General features: G+C 65.9%; 17 protein-coding genes. 11 read left to right on the forward strand and 6 right to left on the reverse strand.

From position 1 onward, the window contains the following. Positions 1-151 precede the first annotated feature (151 nt). Together ABE571_RS12255 and ABE571_RS12260 are read right to left on the reverse strand one after the other, a co-directional pair. On the reverse strand, positions 152-928 hold the full coding sequence (locus tag ABE571_RS12255; protein WP_313209091.1) for a DUF481 domain-containing protein: 777 nt from the start codon (positions 926-928) through the stop codon (positions 152-154). Positions 929-1,050: 122 nt separating this feature from the next. Continuing rightward, entirely contained in the window at positions 1,051-1,668 is a 618-nt protein-coding gene (locus ABE571_RS12260; RefSeq protein ID WP_346493782.1) for a hypothetical protein, read from the reverse strand. A gap of 90 nt (positions 1,669-1,758) precedes the next feature. On the opposite strand from ABE571_RS12260, the gene ABE571_RS12265 reads away from it, so the two are divergent. After that, positions 1,759-2,724, forward strand: coding sequence for a YafY family protein (locus ABE571_RS12265; RefSeq protein ID WP_313209093.1), 966 nt, complete (start codon positions 1,759-1,761; stop codon positions 2,722-2,724). A gap of 113 nt (positions 2,725-2,837) precedes the next feature. Next, positions 2,838-3,632, forward strand: coding sequence for a MetQ/NlpA family ABC transporter substrate-binding protein (locus tag ABE571_RS12270; RefSeq protein WP_313209094.1), 795 nt, complete (start codon positions 2,838-2,840; stop codon positions 3,630-3,632). 72 nt (positions 3,633-3,704) lie between these two features. Here ABE571_RS12270 and glpK read toward each other — a convergent pair whose 3' ends face one another. From glpK to ABE571_RS12285, 3 genes are all read right to left on the reverse strand, one after another. Then, positions 3,705-5,204, reverse strand: coding sequence for a glycerol kinase GlpK (gene glpK / locus ABE571_RS12275; RefSeq protein WP_313209095.1), 1,500 nt, complete (start codon positions 5,202-5,204; stop codon positions 3,705-3,707). A gap of 48 nt (positions 5,205-5,252) precedes the next feature. Further along, the gene (gene glpD / locus ABE571_RS12280) at positions 5,253-6,746 is read right to left on the reverse strand and encodes a glycerol-3-phosphate dehydrogenase (RefSeq protein ID WP_346493783.1); all 1,494 of its coding nucleotides are present in this window, start codon (positions 6,744-6,746) and stop codon (positions 5,253-5,255) included. A 148-nt stretch (positions 6,747-6,894) separates the two neighbouring features. Beyond that, positions 6,895-7,527 carry an OmpW family outer membrane protein gene (locus tag ABE571_RS12285; protein WP_313209097.1) on the reverse strand — a complete coding sequence of 211 codons (633 nt, stop codon included), beginning with the start codon at positions 7,525-7,527 and terminating at the stop codon, positions 6,895-6,897. A 192-nt stretch (positions 7,528-7,719) separates the two neighbouring features. On the opposite strand from ABE571_RS12285, the gene ABE571_RS12290 reads away from it, so the two are divergent. The 4 genes from ABE571_RS12290 to lpdA all read left to right on the forward strand — a co-directional run bounded on the left by ABE571_RS12290 (position 7,720) and on the right by lpdA (position 12,321). Further along, entirely contained in the window at positions 7,720-8,241 is a 522-nt protein-coding gene (locus ABE571_RS12290; RefSeq protein ID WP_346493784.1) for a DNA-deoxyinosine glycosylase, read from the forward strand. A gap of 200 nt (positions 8,242-8,441) precedes the next feature. Further along, the gene (aceF, locus tag ABE571_RS12295; RefSeq protein ID WP_346463526.1) at positions 8,442-9,845 is read left to right on the forward strand and encodes a dihydrolipoyllysine-residue acetyltransferase; all 1,404 of its coding nucleotides are present in this window, start codon (positions 8,442-8,444) and stop codon (positions 9,843-9,845) included. Positions 9,846-9,874: 29 nt separating this feature from the next. Further along, positions 9,875-10,489, forward strand: a complete 615-nt coding sequence (locus ABE571_RS12300) for a hypothetical protein (protein ID WP_313209114.1) — start codon at positions 9,875-9,877, stop codon at positions 10,487-10,489. A 17-nt stretch (positions 10,490-10,506) separates the two neighbouring features. Next, positions 10,507-12,321, forward strand: a complete 1,815-nt coding sequence (lpdA, locus tag ABE571_RS12305; protein WP_346483478.1) for a dihydrolipoyl dehydrogenase — start codon at positions 10,507-10,509, stop codon at positions 12,319-12,321. A 493-nt stretch (positions 12,322-12,814) separates the two neighbouring features. On the opposite strand, the gene ABE571_RS12310 is transcribed toward lpdA, so the two are convergent. Then, a complete protein-coding gene (locus ABE571_RS12310) occupies positions 12,815-13,633 on the reverse strand; it encodes a hypothetical protein (protein WP_121040084.1) in 819 nt (272 codons plus the stop codon). 538 nt (positions 13,634-14,171) lie between these two features. On the opposite strand from ABE571_RS12310, the gene ABE571_RS12315 reads away from it, so the two are divergent. From ABE571_RS12315 to ABE571_RS12335, 5 genes are all read left to right on the forward strand, one after another. Beyond that, positions 14,172-14,540, forward strand: a complete 369-nt coding sequence (locus ABE571_RS12315) for a hypothetical protein (protein WP_172407534.1) — start codon at positions 14,172-14,174, stop codon at positions 14,538-14,540. A 31-nt stretch (positions 14,541-14,571) separates the two neighbouring features. Beyond that, a complete protein-coding gene (atpB, locus tag ABE571_RS12320; protein WP_176988112.1) occupies positions 14,572-15,366 on the forward strand; it encodes a F0F1 ATP synthase subunit A in 795 nt (264 codons plus the stop codon). Positions 15,367-15,432: 66 nt separating this feature from the next. Then, entirely contained in the window at positions 15,433-15,735 is a 303-nt protein-coding gene (gene atpE / locus ABE571_RS12325) for a F0F1 ATP synthase subunit C (protein WP_088433762.1), read from the forward strand. Positions 15,736-15,846: 111 nt separating this feature from the next. Next, a complete protein-coding gene (locus tag ABE571_RS12330; RefSeq protein WP_088433763.1) occupies positions 15,847-16,317 on the forward strand; it encodes a F0F1 ATP synthase subunit B in 471 nt (156 codons plus the stop codon). Between the two features lie 3 nt (positions 16,318-16,320). Next, entirely contained in the window at positions 16,321-16,848 is a 528-nt protein-coding gene (locus ABE571_RS12335) for a F0F1 ATP synthase subunit delta (RefSeq protein WP_088433764.1), read from the forward strand. Positions 16,849-16,867 lie beyond the last annotated feature (19 nt).

Raw genomic sequence — 16,867 nt, forward strand, 5'->3', positions numbered from 1 at the left:
GGGGGCGCGGGGCCGCCGGGTGGCCGGGGCGGGGCATGGGCCCGGGGGGCTGGGCCGGCGGCGGGCGGGCCCCCGGGCACCCTGGCGCCCCCCGACGCCCGCCCCGCGGCCGGCACTACCTCGCGTGGTGGGCGCGGTGCGCCCGCGCCGATTACTTGAACTTGTAGACCACGTTCATGGTGGTCAGCGTGTCGGTCTTGCGCTTGTCTTCGGCGACGTCGCTGTTGTGGCGCGCCTGCCAGCCGGCTTTCAGCGCCAGATGTTCGTTCATGCTCACCGACACGCCGAAATCGTTCTGCGCGAAGGTGTTGTACGAGCCCGACTCGACCAGCAGCGTGTTCACCAGGTCGGTGTTCGGGGTCAGCGTGTACTTGAGATCGAACAGGCCGCGGCCGATCAGGCCGGTGCGGGTCGCGTCGTCTTCGGTGTTGTGGGTGCGGCGCACACCGGGGCCGATCTGCGCATCCATGTAGAAGCGCTCGGCATCGATGATCCGGGTGCCGTAACCCAGACCGAACGAGCTCTGGCGGTCGTAGGTGGCGAAGTCGTCGCGCTCGTAACGCACCGTGGCGGTGATCTGGCGGTGTTCACCCAGCTGCAGCGCGCTGCCGGCACTGCCGGTGTAACGGTTGGCGGTGGTGTTGCGGCGGCGGATGGTGGTGCCGTCGTCGTTGGTATCGGTGTATTCCGAGCGCGAGCGCAGGCCGAACAGATCCATGCTGTGGACCCAGTCATCGTCGGTGTAGCGCAGGCGCAGACGACCGTTGAAGCTCTCGGTATTGCTGTTGCCGCGGGCCGAGGCAAAGCCCAGTTCACCGCCACTGCCGCTCCAGGGGGAGGTCATCGCCGCCAGTTCGGCAGCGTCCTGTGCATAAACCGCCGGGGCGCAGAGCAGCAGGGGAACAAGCAACGAAACGCGCAGGGACATCAACGGTTCTCCGTGATCGGACAAGGGGGAGGGACAACAAGGGGGGGATGATACTTGATGCGTTCAGCGTCACATTCGGCGACGGGCCCCGGCTTTAGGACCCGTTCGGCCTCGGCCCCTGTTCAGGGAATATCGATGCGCAGTGAGGCGTCGTCGAAGCGCGAATAGGTCACGGTGATCCGGAACGGCTGCCCGTTGGTTTCACCCTTGCGCTCGATCTGCACCGGCAGGCCCTGTGCATTGACCCAGTACAGCAGGCCATCCGGCGCGGCGGTTGCATGGCGCACCTCGTATTTGTGCGCGCGCTGGCCACCGGCGCGGTCCTCGCCAAGATCGCGCACCGTCAGCTGCGCTGGCTCAAGATCGGCCGGCAGCGGGTTGCGCCACTGCGCCAGCATCCCTTCTGCCACCGGGATCTGGCGCACTTCGCCGGCACGCTGCAGGAAGAAGGTGCCGCCGACGATGGTCTGCGGGCCATCGTCGGTGATCAGCCGATAGCGGTCCGGGGCCACATAGTCCATCTGTGCCTCCAGGGCGCGCGGGCCCTGCATCTTCATCACCGCGTGGAAGCTGCGCAGCTGGCCGAAGCGCTGGCTGGCCGCCAGCACGGTGGCCACCGGATCGGCGGCCGGTGTCGTCGCCGTCGCGGCAGGCACCGCAGCGGCGGGCGTTTCACTGCGTCCGCAGCCACTGAGCAGCAGGGCGGCGGCGGACAGGGCAAGGGCGGGCAACAGGCGCATGACGGGCGGCAGCAGGCGGTGGGGGCCCCACGATAGCCGAAGATGCAGCCGAAGCCGCCACAACGACGGCGACTCGGACATAATCGGGTCATGGACCGATATGAACGCATCAATGCCCTGCATCGCCTGCTCAAGTCCGCCCGTTACCCGGTAACGGTGGCGGCCCTGCAGGAAAAACTGGAGTGTTCCCGCGCCACTGTCTACCGCGACCTGGCCTTCCTGCGCGATGCGCTGATGGCCCCGGTGGAAGGCGATGGCGAGGCGGGCTTCCGCTACCAGGCCGACGAGAGCGACCGCTTCGAACTGCCGGGGCTGTGGCTCAGCTCGGAAGAACTGCATGCGCTGCTGGCCTCCCAGCACCTGCTCTCGCGCACGGGCGGCGGCGTGCTGTCCTCGGTGCTGGCCCCGCTGCAGCAGCGCATCGAAGGCCTGCTGGCCGCACAGGCCGGCGTCTCGACCTGGCCGGTTGATCGGGTGCGGGTGATTCCGCACCGCGGCCGCAAGTTCGATGAAGCCAGCTTCCGCGCGGTCGCCTCGGCGGTACTGGAGCGCAAGCAGCTGGCCTTCGAGTACCGGGCCCGCTCCACCGATGAGGCGACCCAGCGCACCGTGTCGCCGCAGCGCATGACCCACTATCGCGACAACTGGTACCTGGATGCGTGGGATCACGGTCGCGAAGGCCTGCGCAGCTTCGCGGTGGACCGTATCTACAAGGCGCGCGTGATCGATACCACCGCGCGCGATGTGGATGACACCGAGCTGGACGAACAGCTGGGCGCCAGCTACGGCATCTTCTCCGGGCCGCCCAAGGGCTGGGCCACCATCGTGTTCAGTGCCAAGGCTGCGCGCTGGGTGGCCGATGAGCATTGGCATTCCAAGCAGCAGGGCCGCTTCCTGCCCGATGGCCGCTATGAGCTGAAGCTGCCTTACAGCGTCTCGCGCGAGCTGCTGATGGACGTGCTGCACTACGGCTCGGATGCGGAAATCGTCGAGCCGGTGATGCTGCGCGAGCAGGCCAAGGCGCTGCTGGCACTGGCCCTGACCAGTTACGAGTAAGCCGGCCGGGCCGGCATCGGCTCATGCCGTGGGGTCATATGCCCCGGATTCCGCAAGGGCCGGGGCGTGCGGTATCGTGGGGCGTTGCTGCCCTTATGGATCCCGCTGCCCCCATGAAAAAGTACCTGCTGCTCCCGTTGCTTGCCGCTTCGCTGGCCCTGGCCGCCTGCGGCAAGCCGGCCAATGATTCCAAGAAGCTGGTGGTTGCCGCCACCGCGGTGCCGCACGCCGAGATCCTCGCCGTGGTCAAGCCGATCCTGGAAAAGGAAGGCCTGACCCTGGACGTGCGCGTCTTCAATGACTACGTGCAGCCCAACGACCAGCTGGTGCAGAAGCAGGTTGACGTGAACTACTTCCAGACCGAGCCCTATCTGGATGCCTACAACCGGGACCGCAAGACCGACCTGGTCAAGGTGATCGGCGTGCATATCGAGCCCTTCGGTGCCTATTCGCGCCGCTTCACATCGCTTGATGCGCTGCCCAACGGCGCCGACGTGGTGATCCCCAACGACCCGAGCAACAACAGCCGCGCGCTGATCCTGCTGCACAAGGCTGGCGTGATCACGCTCAAGGACCCGACCAATGCGTTGGCGACCCAGCGCGACATCATCGCCAACCCGAAGCAGCTCAAGTTCCGCGAGCTGGATTCGGCGATGCTGCCGCGCGTGCTGGACCAGGTCGATCTGGCCCTGATCAACACCAACTACGCGCTGGATGCCGGGCTCAACCCGACCCAGGATGCGCTGGCGATCGAAAGCAAGGATTCGCCGTACGTGAACTTCCTCGTTGCCCGCCCGGACAACAAGGACGATGCCCGCGTGCAGCAGCTGGCCAAGGCCCTGACCGGCCCGGAAGTGAAGGCCTTCATCGCCGAAAAGTACAAGGGCGCGGTCCTCCCGGCATTCTGACCGGCACCCACGGTAGAGCCACGCCATGCGTGGCTGGCCGCGCCCACGCGGCAATGATCGCCGACGCGGGCGTCACCCCACGCGGAAGCCCATCGTCGCCTCCACCGCCTGCTGCCAGCCGCTGTACAGCGCCTCGCGCTGGTCCACCGGCATCTGCGGGGTGAAGCGGCGGTCCACCGCCCATTGTTCGGCGATCTCCGCCCGGCTGCGCCAGAACCCGGTGGCCAGCCCGGCCAGGTAGGCGGCGCCCAGCGCGGTGGTTTCGGCCACCTGCGGGCGCAGCACCGGCACGCCCAGGATGTCGCTCTGGAACTGCGCCATGAAGTCGTTGGCGATCGCGCCACCATCGGCGCGCAGTTCCTTCAGTTCGATCCCCGCATCGGCCTGCATCGCCGCCAGCACGTCGCGGGTCTGGTACGCCATCGATTCCACCGCCGCGCGGATGAAGTGCTCCTTGGTGGTGCCGCGGGTCAGCCCGAACATCGCGCCGCGCACATCGCTGCGCCAGTACGGCGCCCCAAGCCCCACGAACGCGGGCACCAGGTACACGCCGCCATTGTCGGCGGCACGCTCGGCGTAGGCTTGGCAATCGCTGGATTTGCCGAACATGCGCAGCCCGTCGCGCAGCCACTGCACGACCGAACCGGCGACGAAGATCGAGCCTTCCAGCGCGTACTCCACACGTCCATCAATGCCCCACGCGATGGTGGTCAGCAGGCCGTTCTCGGACACCACCGCCTTCTCGCCGGTATTCATCAGCATGAAGCAGCCGGTGCCGTAGGTGTTCTTGGCCATGCCCGGCTCGAAGCAGGCCTGCCCGAACAGCGCGGCCTGCTGGTCGCCGGCGATGCCGGCAATGGGCAGGTGCTGGTCGAAGAAGAACTGTGCCTGGGTGGTGGCATACACCTCGCTGGAACTGCGCACCTGCGGCAGCATCGCGCGCGGGATGTTGAACAGCGCCAGCAGTTCATCGTCCCACTGCAGCGCATGGATATCGAACAGCAGCGTGCGCGCGGCATTGGTGACATCGGTGACGTGCGCCTGGCCGCCACTGAGGTTCCAGATCAGCCAGCTGTCGATGGTGCCGAACAGCAGCTCGCCGCGTTCAGCACGTGCCTGCGCGCCGTCGACGTGGTCGAGGATCCAGCGGATCTTGGTCGCCGAAAAGTAGGCATCGATCAACAGCCCGGTCTTGCGCCGGATCAGCGGCTCGTGGCCATCGGCCTTGAGCTGTTCGCAGATCGCATGGCTCTGCCGCGACTGCCACACCACGGCGTTGTGGACCGGCTGGCCGGTAGCCTTGTCCCAGACCACCGTGGTCTCGCGCTGGTTGGTGATGCCGATGCCGGCGATTGTGCGCGGGTCCACCTGGTAGCGGTTCAACAGCTCGGTGATCGTGGTGTACACGCTGGTCAGGATCTCGCGTGGGTCATGCTCGACCCAGCCCGGCTGCGGGAAGATCTGGGTGAACTCGCGTTGCGCGCTGCCGGCGACGCGCCCGGCATGATCGAACAGGATGGCGCGCGAACTGGTCGTGCCCTGGTCGATGGCGAGCACGTAGTGCTTGTCCATGGTCTGCTCCGTGGAAATCGATGCCGTGAGGCGTGACAGGCGTACAGCCTACGGCATCGAAACACGCGTCTGCAGGGTGGCGGACAACGCCTCGCGCTGCGCAGCGTCCACGCGCAAGCCCAGGTGGCTGCGGCGCCACAGCACGTCGTCGGCGGTGCGGGCCCATTCGTGCGCGATGAGGTAGTCCAGTTCGCGGTCGTAGAGGCCGCCGCCGTGGTCCTCGCCCAGCGCGTCGAGTGTCTGTGCGCCGGCGAGCAGCCCGACCGCACGGGTGCCGTAGCTGCTGGCCAGGCGCTGCAGCAGGGCAGGGGGCAGGCGAGGGTGGTCATGCTGCAGCGCCTCGGCCATTTCAGCGGCCGTGCCGCCATCGCCCCCCGGCAACGGTGGCCCACCGGCGGTCCACGCCGCGCCCATCTCCGGCAGCGCGGGTGAGAGGCGCCCCAGCGCTTCCTCGGCCAGTGCGCGGTAGGTGGTGAGCTTGCCGCCCAGTACGCTCAGCAGCGGGGCGCCGCCCGCATCCAGCTCCAGCCGGTAGTCGCGCGTGACCCGCGATGCATCGCGGTGATGATCGGCCAACAGGGGGCGCACCCCGCTGTAGCGCCAGACGATGTCCTCGGCGCGCACTGGAACGCGCACGAACCGGTTCACCGCCTCGAGCAGATAGGTCTGTTCGTCGGCGCGGGGCTGCACCTGTGCCGGGTCGCCGTCGTAGTCGGTATCGGTGGTACCGATCAGGGTGAAGTCCTGTTCGAACGGAATCGCGAACACCACCCGCTGGTCGGGTTGCTGGAACAGGTACGCACTGTCATGGGCGAACAGGCGCGGCACCACCAGGTGGCTGCCCTGCACCAGCCGCACTCCCAACGGGGCATCGAGTCCCGCCCGTTCCAGCACGGTACCGGCCCACGGTCCACTGGCATTGACCACGCAGCGGGCGCGGACGCGCTGCACGTCGCCGTTGGCGGTGCGCAGTACGGCCCACCAGTGATCGCGGTGGCGGATCAATTGTTCGCAGCGGGTGCGCGTGCGGATCTGCGCGCCGCGTGCATGTGCATCGAGCGCGTTGAGCACCACCAGCCGGGCATCGTTGACGCGCGCATCGGCGTAGGTGAAGCCGGTCCGGTAGGCGGGCTGCAATGCAGCGCCGCTCGGATCGCGCCGCAGGTCGATGCGCTGCGAGGGCGGGAAATGGGGATTGGCGTGACCCAGGTGGTCGTAGAGCCACAGCCCCGCGCGCAGCATCCACGCCGGCCGCAGATGGCGCACATGCGGCAGCACGAAGCGGGTCGGGGCGATCAGATGCGGTGCAAGCTGGCGCAGCGTTTCGCGCTCGTTGAGCGCCTTGCGCACCAGTGCGAATTCGCCCTGCTGCAGGTAGCGCAGGCCGCCATGGATCAGCTTGGTGCTGGCGCTGGAGGTATGCGCGGCCAGGTCATCCTGCTCGCACAGGCAGACCGACAGGCCGCGTCCCGCTGCGTCGCGGGCGATGCCGGCGCCATTGATGCCGCCGCCCACCACCAGCACGTCGAAGGATTCGCTCATCGGCTCCCCGGGGCGGACCGGTCGGGTCCATCGTTACCCGAGTGTCGACCACAAGCCGGCAACGCCCGATGAAAGTGGCGGGCCCCACAACGACAACGGGCCCGCGAGGGGCCCGTTGTGCGTACTGCGTGGAAGCGGAACGGCGTGCTTAGAAGCGCGCGCCGATGCCGAAGCCCACGGTCCACGGATCCAGCTTGGCCTTGTCGCCGGTGCCTTCACCGTTGACGGTCAGCTCCGGGCGCGAATGCATGTAGCGGGCATCGGCACGGGCGAACCAGGTGCTGTTGATGTTCATGTCCACGCCGACGGTGCCGATCGCGCCCTTGGCGGTCTTGACGCCGATGTGGCCGATGTCGCTGGCGAGCTCTTCATTGCTGAAGTTGGACTCGTAGTAACCGGCGCCCACGAACGGACGGAACACGTTGTCGGCCTGGCCGAAGTGATACTGGCCGCTCAACGCGATCGGCTGCTGCTCGACCGTGCCCAGGCGGGCGCCATCGGTGCCGCGCACGCGGTGATCGAACTTGTCGGCTGCGCCCCACAGTTCCACGGCCCAGTTGTCGTTGATGTAGTAGCTGAAGCTCAGGGTCGGGGCCGGGCCGCCGTCCACCTTGCGCACGCCATCGAGCGGATCGTTCTTCGGCTGCAGCAGCGACACGCCGCCGACCACGGCGAAGTGCTTGCCAGAAGCGGTATCAACAGTGCTGTCCTGCGCGAAAGCAGCCGGCGCAAAAGCAAGAGCAGTCAGGGTAGCCAGGGTCAGGGTACGGATGGAGCGCATGGGGGAATCTCCTCAGGATGTTTTTGTTCTGGGCCCCGGTGTTGTGGGGCGAGGCAACCGTAGTCCCCGCAATATGAATCGCATCCGACGCACGTTAAAATTTAGTTGTTTCCATTCAGCGATCAGTGCAAAACCGCTGTATCTACGGGCGATGATGCGATGCCTGACATTCATTCATCTGGTGATGGTGTGATGAAAACCACAACGTGCATCGGCTTCCCTGCGCAGCTCAACGCCGAGTGCCGCGTGCTGATACTCGGCTCGATGCCGGGCGTGGCATCGCTGCAGGCTGCGCAGTACTACGCCCATCCGCGCAATCGTTTCTGGCCGTTGATGGGCGTGCTGTGCGGGATCGACACGACGCTTCCCTATCCGGATCGCGTGCGCGCATTGAACGCGCGCGGTGTGGGCGTGTGGGATGTGATCGGGCAGTGCGAGCGACGCGGCAGCCTGGATGCGTCGATCGTGCGCGGCAGTGAAGTGCCCAATGCGCTGGGTGCACTGATCGAGGGACGGCCTGCGCTGCGCGCGATCGCCTGCAATGGCGGCACCGCGTACCGGGCGTTCCAGCGTTTCATCGTGCCGGCGCTGCTTGATGCCGCGCGCGAGGTGCCGGTCTGGTCGCTGCCCTCCACCAGCCCGGCCAACGCGGCCTGGCCGTTGCCCCGGCTGGTGGAGGCATGGCAGCCGCTGGCCGATGCCATCCGGCTTTGAGGCGGGGACAGCGCCGGACAATACGGTACCGACTGGAAAATTCCGCTTTGCACTGTGCCAAGCCCAATCCGGCCAAAGCAGATGCCTGCAACAGCCTGTCCCGGGACAGCAGCGCTGAAAATTCGCCAAGCTGGTTGGCGCTGGCGCGCGAAGCCCCCACAATAGGCGATTCCCTACACCAGATTGCCGGAGTTTTCCCCATGGCCGAAATCAAGGAAGCACTTGTCCCCGATATCGGTGACTACAGCGATATCCCGGTAATCGAGGTGCTGGTCGCCGTTGGAGATACCGTCAAGAAAGACCAGGGTCTGGTGACGCTGGAATCGGACAAGGCCACGATGGAAGTGCCGTCCTCGGTGGCCGGTATCGTCAAGGAAATCAAGGTCAAGATTGGCGACAACCTCTCCGAGGGCAAGCTTGTGGCCCTGATCGAAGTCAGCGAAGCCGCCGCCGCGCCGGCCGCTGCTGCTGCGCCGGCCCCTGCTGCCAAGGCCGAAGCCGCCGAGACCGCGACCAAGGTCGAGCCGGTCGCCACCCCGGCCGAGCCGGACAAGCTGGCCGCCCGTGATATCGAACAGTCCGCCGCCAAGCCGACCCAGCCGGCCCCGGCCGCCGCTGCCCCGTCGGGTGGCTCGCCGACCAGCCCGCCGGTGGCCTTCAACGCCGACAGCGTGCTGCCGCAGAAGGTGCCCTACGCTTCGCCGGCCGTGCGCGTGTTCGCCCGCGAGCTGGGCGTGGACCTGAACCAGCTGAGCGGCACCGAGAAGGGCGGGCGCATCACCAAGTCCGACGTCCAGAAGTTCGTCAAGTCGGCCCTGACCGGCGGCGGCGCTGCCACCGGCGGTACCGTGGCGGCCGGTGGCGGTCTGAACCTGCTGCCCTGGCCGAAGGTCGACTTCAGCAAGTTCGGTGAGGTCGAGGTCCAGCCGCTGTCCCGGATCAAGAAGATCTCCGGCGCGAACCTGGCCCGCAACTGGGCGATGATTCCGCATGTCACCCAGTTCGAGCAGGCCGACATCACCGAGCTGGAAGCCCTGCGCGTGGCGCTGAACAAGGAAAACGAGAAGGCCGGCATCAAGCTGACCATGCTCGCCTTCCTGGTCAAGGCCAGCGCCGCGGCGCTGAAGAAGTTCCCGGAGTTCAACGCCTCGCTGGATGCCAGCGGCGAGAACCTGACCCTGAAGAAGTACTTCAACATCGGTTTCGCGGCCGATACGCCGAGCGGCCTGGTCGTGCCGGTGATCCGCGACGTCGACAAGAAGGGTGTGGTGCAGATCGCGCAGGAATCCGGCGAACTGGCCAAGAAGGCCCGCGACGGCAAGCTCGGCCCGGCCGACATGAGCGGTGGCTGCTTCTCGATCAGCTCGCTGGGCGGCATCGGTGGCACGGCGTTCACCCCGATCGTCAATGCACCGGAAGTGGCCATCCTGGGCGTGTCCAAGTCGTCGATCCAGCCGGTCTGGAATGGCAAGGAGTTCGCCCCGAAGCTGATGCTGCCGCTGTCGCTGAGCTATGACCACCGCGTCATCGACGGCGCGCTGGCCGCCCGCTTCACCACCTACCTCTCGCAGGTGCTGGCCGACATGCGGCGCGTCCTGCTGTGAAGCAGGGCCTGGTCCTGGCCGGGCTGCTGATGGCGCTGCCGATGGCGCAGGCGGGCGCGCGCGAATGCGCGTCCGACCTGGGCCATGGCTGGCCACCGGCGGTCGGCAACTATGGCCAGGCAGTGGAAACCCTGTTCGACGGCACGGTGCAGCCTGCGCTGTCGCTGGTGAGCCTGCCCAGGAGTGGCGTGGAAACCGGCGTCGCCTTGTTGCCCGCTCCCCAGGATCAGGCATGGACCCTGCGCTACAGCCGGGCCGACAAGCGCGTCTACACCTGGAACAGCGGTGCCCGCCAGGGCGGCGTGGAACTGCGCGTGGACCAGGAACCGGACCAGTACCAGGTCAGCATCCCGGCACTGTTGGCGCAGCGTTTGCTGCACAGCTGGCAGGCCGCATTGGCCGCGCAGGTACCGGGCGACCGCAAGGCGCCGGTGCTGGAGGGTGACGTGCTGTCCTTCACCGTGGATGGCCAGCGATACAGCGGCACCCGGCCGGCGTGCGGTGCGGGCCGGCTGATGATGAAACAGGTGGCGCTGCTGATCGAAGCCAGCGACACCAAGGAAAAGAAGCTCGACCGTCGCTGGAAAGATCTGGACGAGTCGCTCGACGAACTGCAGCAACTGCTCGGCGGCAAGGCCGGCTGAGCACCAGGAGAACACGAATGGCCGCAATTGAAATCAAGGTTCCCGACATCGGCGATTACAGCGGTGTGCCGGTAATCGAACTGCTGGTCGCCGTGGGTGACACGGTGAAGAAGGACCAGGGTCTGGTCACGCTGGAATCGGACAAGGCAACGCTGGAAGTGCCGTCCTCGGCCGCCGGTGTGGTCAAGGAAATCAAGGTCAAGCTCGGCGACAACCTCTCCGAAGGCGACGTCGTGCTGCTGCTGGAAGCCGAAGGCGAGGCCGCTGCGCCTGCTGCGCCGGCCAAGGCCGAAGCACCCAAGGCCGAGGCCGCCCCGGCCAGCAAGCCGCCGGTGACCCCGTCGCATCGCGCCCCGGCCGAACCGGCCGCGCCGCAGCCGGCGCTCTCGTCGGGCAAGCCGGCCGATATCGAGTGCAAGATGGTGGTGCTGGGCGCAGGCCCGGGCGGTTACACCGCCGCCTTCCGTTCGGCCGATCTGGGCGTGGATACCGTGCTGATCGAGCGCTACGCCAGCCTCGGCGGCGTCTGCCTCAACGTGGGCTGCATCCCGTCCAAGGCGCTGCTGCATGCTGCCGCGGTGATCGACGAAGTGGCCCACGCCGGTGATTTCGGCGTGGAGTTCGGCAAGCCGACCATCACCCTGGACAAGCTGCGCGGCTACAAGGAAAAGGTGGTCACCCAGCTGACCAAGGGCCTGGCCGGCATGGCCAAGCAGCGCAAGGTGCGCACCGTGCAGGGCCTGGCCAGGTTCGTCTCGGCCAATGAGCTGGAGATCGTCGGCGACGACGGCAAGACCCAGCTGCTGCGCTTCGAACAGTGCATCATCGCGGCCGGTTCGCAGGCGGTGAAGCTGCCGAACTTCCCGTGGGACGACAAGCGCGTCATGGATTCCACCGATGCACTGGAACTGGCCGAGGTGCCGGGTTCGCTGCTGGTGGTCGGTGGCGGCATCATCGGCCTGGAAATGGCGACGGTGTATGCGGCGCTGGGCAGCAAGGTGACCGTGGTCGAGTTCATGGACCAGCTGATGCCGGGCGCCGACAAGGACCTGGTCAAGCCGCTGGCTGATCGCCTGAAGAAGCAGGGCGTGGAGGTCCACCTGAAGACCAAGGCGACCGACGTCAAGGCCGACAAGGCCGGCATCACCGTGTCCTTCGAAGCCGCGGTGGAAGGCGAAAAGCCGGGTCTGGACGCCAGCACCTTCGACCGCGTGCTGGTCGCGGTGGGCCGCTCGCCGAACGGCAAGAAGATCGATGCCGAGAAGGCCGGCGTGCAGGTCACCGACCGTGGCTTCATTCCGGCCGACCGCCAGATGCGCACCAACGTGCCGCACATCTTTGCGATCGGCGACATCGTCGGCAACCCGATGCTGGCCCACAAGGCCACGCACGAGGGCAAGCTGGCCGCGGAAGTGGCTGCCGGCGAGAAGAAGGAATGGGTGGCGCGCGTGATTCCGTCGGTGGCCTACACCAATCCGGAAATCGCGTGGGTCGGCGTGACCGAAACCGAAGCCAAGGCCAAGGGCCTGAAGGTCGGCGTGGCCAAGTTCCCGTGGGCCGCCAGCGGCCGCGCGATCGGCATCGGCCGTACCGAAGGCTTCACCAAGCTGATCTTCGACGAAGAGACCCACCGCATCATCGGTGGTGCGATCGTCGGCGTGCATGCCGGTGACCTGCTGGCCGAGATCGGCCTGGCGATCGAGATGGGTGCGGAGGCCGAAGACATCGGCCACACCATCCACGCCCATCCGACGCTGAGCGAATCGGTGGCGATGGCGGCGGAAATCTACGACGGTACGATCACCGATCTGTACATGCCGAAGAAGAAGTAATTGGTCGATCACCGCCGTTGGTGGTGGCTCCGGTTCAACGAAAAACCCCGGTGAAAGCCGGGGTTTTTTGTTGCTGACGCTGAAGCTGAGGCTGGCGAAGCAGCATCTCTTGGGGCCGCTTCGCTGCACAGGCCGGGGCCCGCCGCGACCGGCAGGCCGTTCGGCAAATGTCCCCCGGCATCCGCCTGGTGGCGGCTGCCTCCTCCTTGATTTTGCCCAACGGCCTACCGGCCGCGGCGGGCCCCGGCCTGCGCAGCGAGCGCCTGATGCTCTGCTGCGAGCGGCCAGCGTAATTTTCGCCGGGCGGGCATGGATACCCTGTGGGGCGAAATCAAGGAGGAGGTGACGGCCATAGGTCGTCGCCGGGGGACATTCGCCCGACAGGGTATCCGTGCCCGCCACTCGACCAAGCCGCCCTTAAACCCTAAGCGCACAAAAAACGCGGCCCCCGATACACCGGAGGCCGCGCTTGGAAAGAGGTAGTGCGAAGGGCTTAGAAGACGAAGCTGACGCCTGCCACCGGACCCTTGAACTCCTGCTTCAGACCGATCGTGCCATCGCTGCCGCTCTGGTCCACGTCGAGCTTGAACCAGTCGTAGCCGGCGAACACGCCGAAGTTCTTGGTGAAGCGGTAATCGACGATCGCATTGGCGCGGCTCAGATCACCGTCGTAATCGTCGAAGTTGCCCCACTTGGTGTTCAGGTACTGGCCCTGGAACGTGATCATCCACTTCTCGGACGGGGTGAAGCTCAGGCGTGCACCGACCACCGGTGCCACACCGTCGGCCTTCTCGTCCAGGAACTCGCCCTGGTACAGGTCGCCGACATCGGCGTAGGCCTTGGTGCTGACCTTGGCGTACTCGGCACCCAGCTGCAGGCCGAGGTCGAACTTCTCGGTGTCCACCACCGAGTAGTCGTACACCAGGCTGGCGACCTGGTACTTCAGCTCACCCTTGATGAAGCTGCCGGCCGGCACAGTGGTATCGCCGAAGCTCACACCCTGGTCGAGGGTCTCGCGGCGATCCTTGTCGTACTTGAAGTAGTTGAACAGCAGGCGCTGGCGGTTGCTGATACGGAACATGCCGTCAATGCGCGGCTCCCATTCCTTGCCACCGAGGCCGAAATCTTCGGAGAAGCCAACGTCCTGACCCGCGATGTTGGTATTGCCACGGATCGTGTTGTCCGAATCGATCTGCATCGCACCCAGGCGCAGGGCGAAGCGGTCATCGCCTTCGGCGGCGTGGGACGGAGCGGCGTAGGAGAGTGCGGCCAGAGCGACTGGCACGGCAAGCAGGGAGAGCATCGGGCGCATCGGGGGTCCTTGCGGTGGTTCTAGTGATGTGCCGTCACATTGCCCACTGCGACGTCCACCATTCGTGAAGGTATGGTGGACGCAGTGTGTACCGTTCATGCATGCCGGGGGGCCGCAGGTCCGCGCGGTGGCCGCTTTCGGGTGCAAGCACCGTTCAGGACGGGCCCCGATTGAACTGGCCCTGGATCCTTCCGCCCGCACCGCTAAAAGAGGGTGGCCCCGGAGAGGGCTTCGGGGCCACCCTGTACTGGCCTGCGCGTGGGACGCCGACGAGGATTCAACGGCAGGCTGATGACTCTGACCGGGGCGTGCGACCAAAGTTCAACATGTTGCACTGCCGCATCGGGCGCCCCTTTGCGCAGTGGGATTGGCCCGGAGGTGGAACAGGTTTCCACAAGCCCCCAACGGCGGGCTTACATCCGGGATGAACAGGCAGCGGTTGTCTCTCAAATTGTCCCATTGCTATAATTTGGCGGCTCGACGAGGCGCTGGCTTGCGGCCTCGGCCTTTCCTACTCACAACCATGCAGGACATTCACGTGCTGAACTCCGTTGACGCGGGTCGGCGACTGATGCTGCGCGCAGCGGTTTACCCGCTGGCTGCAGTGGCTGTCCTGGCTCTTGCCCTGCTGCTGTGGGGAGGCCCGAAGGCCGCTCTGGGGGCGCTGCTCTCCGGTGTGGCGGTTTCTGCAGCCGGCTGGGTCGCCGCGCGGATGGCGCTGGGCGGCGGGGTGCAGGCGGCAGGTTCGGCGATGACCCGCCTGATCCTGGCGGTGGTGGCAAAGTGGGTGCTCGTATTCGGCGTCCTGATGGTGGGGTTCCTGGTCTTCAAGCTGCCTGCACTGGCGCTGTTGGCCGGTATCGCCGTCGGGTTGATGTTCCAGGTCCTGGCTCTGGCCAGGCGCTGATCCAATTTATTTAACTCAAGGTTCCGGACACATGGCAGGCGAGGCGCTGACACCCACCTCCTACATCCAACATCACCTGCACAACCTGACGTTCCATATGCAGGAAGGTGGTTTCTGGGCGATTCACGTCGACACCATTGTGACTTCGGTCCTGATGGGTTTGTTGATGGTGTTTGGCTTCTGGATGGCAACCCGCAAGGCGACGGCCGGCGTCCCGGGCAAGTGGCAGGCGTTCGTCGAGATCTGCCTGGAGTTCGTTGACCGCCAGGCCAAGGACACCTACCACGGCACCAGTAAGCTGGTGACCCCGATCGCGATCACCCTGTTCTTCTGGATCCTCATGATGAATCTCATCAAGATGATCCCGGCCGATTTCATCGCCAAGCCGCTTGAGATGATGGGCGTGCCGTACTGGAAGCCGGTTCCCACCGCCGACGTCAATGCCACGTTGGGCATGTCGATCAGCGTGTTCTTCCTGATGCTGTTCTTCGCGCTGCGCTCCAAGGGCCTGGGTGGCTTCACCAAGGAATTCCTGACGGCGCCGTTCGGCAAGTGGATGCTCCCGTTCAACCTGATCCTCAACATCGTCGAGTGGCTGAGCAAGCCGATTTCGCTGGCGATGCGACTGTTCGGCAACATGTTCGGCGGTGAGATCGTCTTCCTGCTGATCTGGGTGCTGGGCGGTGCGGGTATCGCCGGTGCCATCGCAGGCGGTGCATTCGGTCTGGGCTGGATGCTGTTCCACCTGCTGGTGATTCCGCTGCAGGCGTTCATCTTCATGATGTTGTCCATCGTGTACCTGAGCCTGTCGGAAGACGCTCACTGAGTTTCGCTTCACCCTTCATCCGTTTGTTTCTAAACCCTTAGTTATCCAAAGTTCCAGGAGAAAACCATGTACTTCGCCGTCCTGACCAACCTCGCCCAAGTCCAGAGCTCCACCGTCCTCGCCGTCGGCATCATGATCGGCCTGGCCGCGCTGGGTGCCGGTCTCGGTCTGGCCATCATGTCCGGTAAGTTCCTGGAATCGGCCGCGCGTCAGCCGGAACTGATTCCGGTGCTGCAGGTCCGCATGTTCATCACCGCCGGCCTGATCGATGCCGCGTTCATCATCTCGGTCGCCGTCGGCCTGCTGCTGGCCTTCGCCAACCCGACCATCGGCGAGTTCGTTGCACGTCTGCCGGCCGTTGCGGGCTGATCCAGCGAAAGCGAAACGATCAGGCGCCTTGTGCGCCTGATCGCGGATGAAGGACGGCTGCGCCGCTTTGGGCGGCGCAACCACCCCATCACCCCAGATTGAGCGAACCCCATGGATATCGGTTTTACCCTCGTTGCCCAGGCACTGGCGTTTGCCGGACTGATCTGGATCATCGCGACCAAGATCTGGCCGCCGTTGATGAACGCCATCGAAGAGCGTCAGCAGAAGATCGCTGAAGGCCTTGCCGCTGCTGATCGCAGCCAGAAAGACCTGGCCCAGGCCCAGGAAAAGGTCAACGATGCACTGAAGGATGCGCGCACCAAGGCCAACGAGATCATCGATCAGGCCCATGCACGCGCCAACCAGATCGTTGATGCCGCCAAGAATGAAGCCATCGTCGAAGCCAACCGCCAGAAAGATCTGGCCTACGCCGAGATCGACGCTGCCGCCAACCGTGCCCGTGAAGATCTGCGCAAGCAGGTGTCCGCGCTGGCCGTAAGCGGTGCCGAAAAGCTGCTCAAGCGCGAAATCGACGCCAACGCCCACAAGGCGCTGCTCGACGAGCTGGCCTCGGAGATCTGATCGATGAGCCAGGCCCTCACGCTTGCACGCCCGTATGCCCGCGCCGCGTTCGCGACCGCGCGCGACGAAGGCACGTTCGCGCCGTGGTCGGACGCGCTTGCGTTCTCCGCCCACGTAGCTGCCGACCCGCGCGTGGCGGCCTTGCTGTCGAACCCGGAACTGGATCGCGGCGATGCCGTCGCGATGCTGGTGCCGGAATCGTCCAGCGAGACCTTCGGTCGCTTCCTGGCCATCCTGGCCGATGCGCACCGTCTGCCGCTGCTGCCGGAAATCGCCGGTATGTATGACCAGCTGCGCGCTGAAGCCGAACACGTGGTCAAGGCCACGGTGACCTCGGCCACCGAATTGTCCGGCGCCGAACTGGACGCCATCAAGGCCGCGCTGCGCAAGCGCTTCGGCGCCGAGGTGGATGTGACGACCGCGGTCGATGCGTCGCTGATCGGCGGTGCCGTGATCGACGCCGGTGATGTGGTCATCGATGGCTCGCTCAAGGGCAAGCTGTCGCGCCTGCAGACCGCGCTCGCTAACTGAATTCATTTAACGTCCGGCG

It is taken from the genome of Stenotrophomonas sp. TWI273, from assembly GCF_039674765.1.
Classification (GTDB): domain Bacteria; phylum Pseudomonadota; class Gammaproteobacteria; order Xanthomonadales; family Xanthomonadaceae; genus Stenotrophomonas.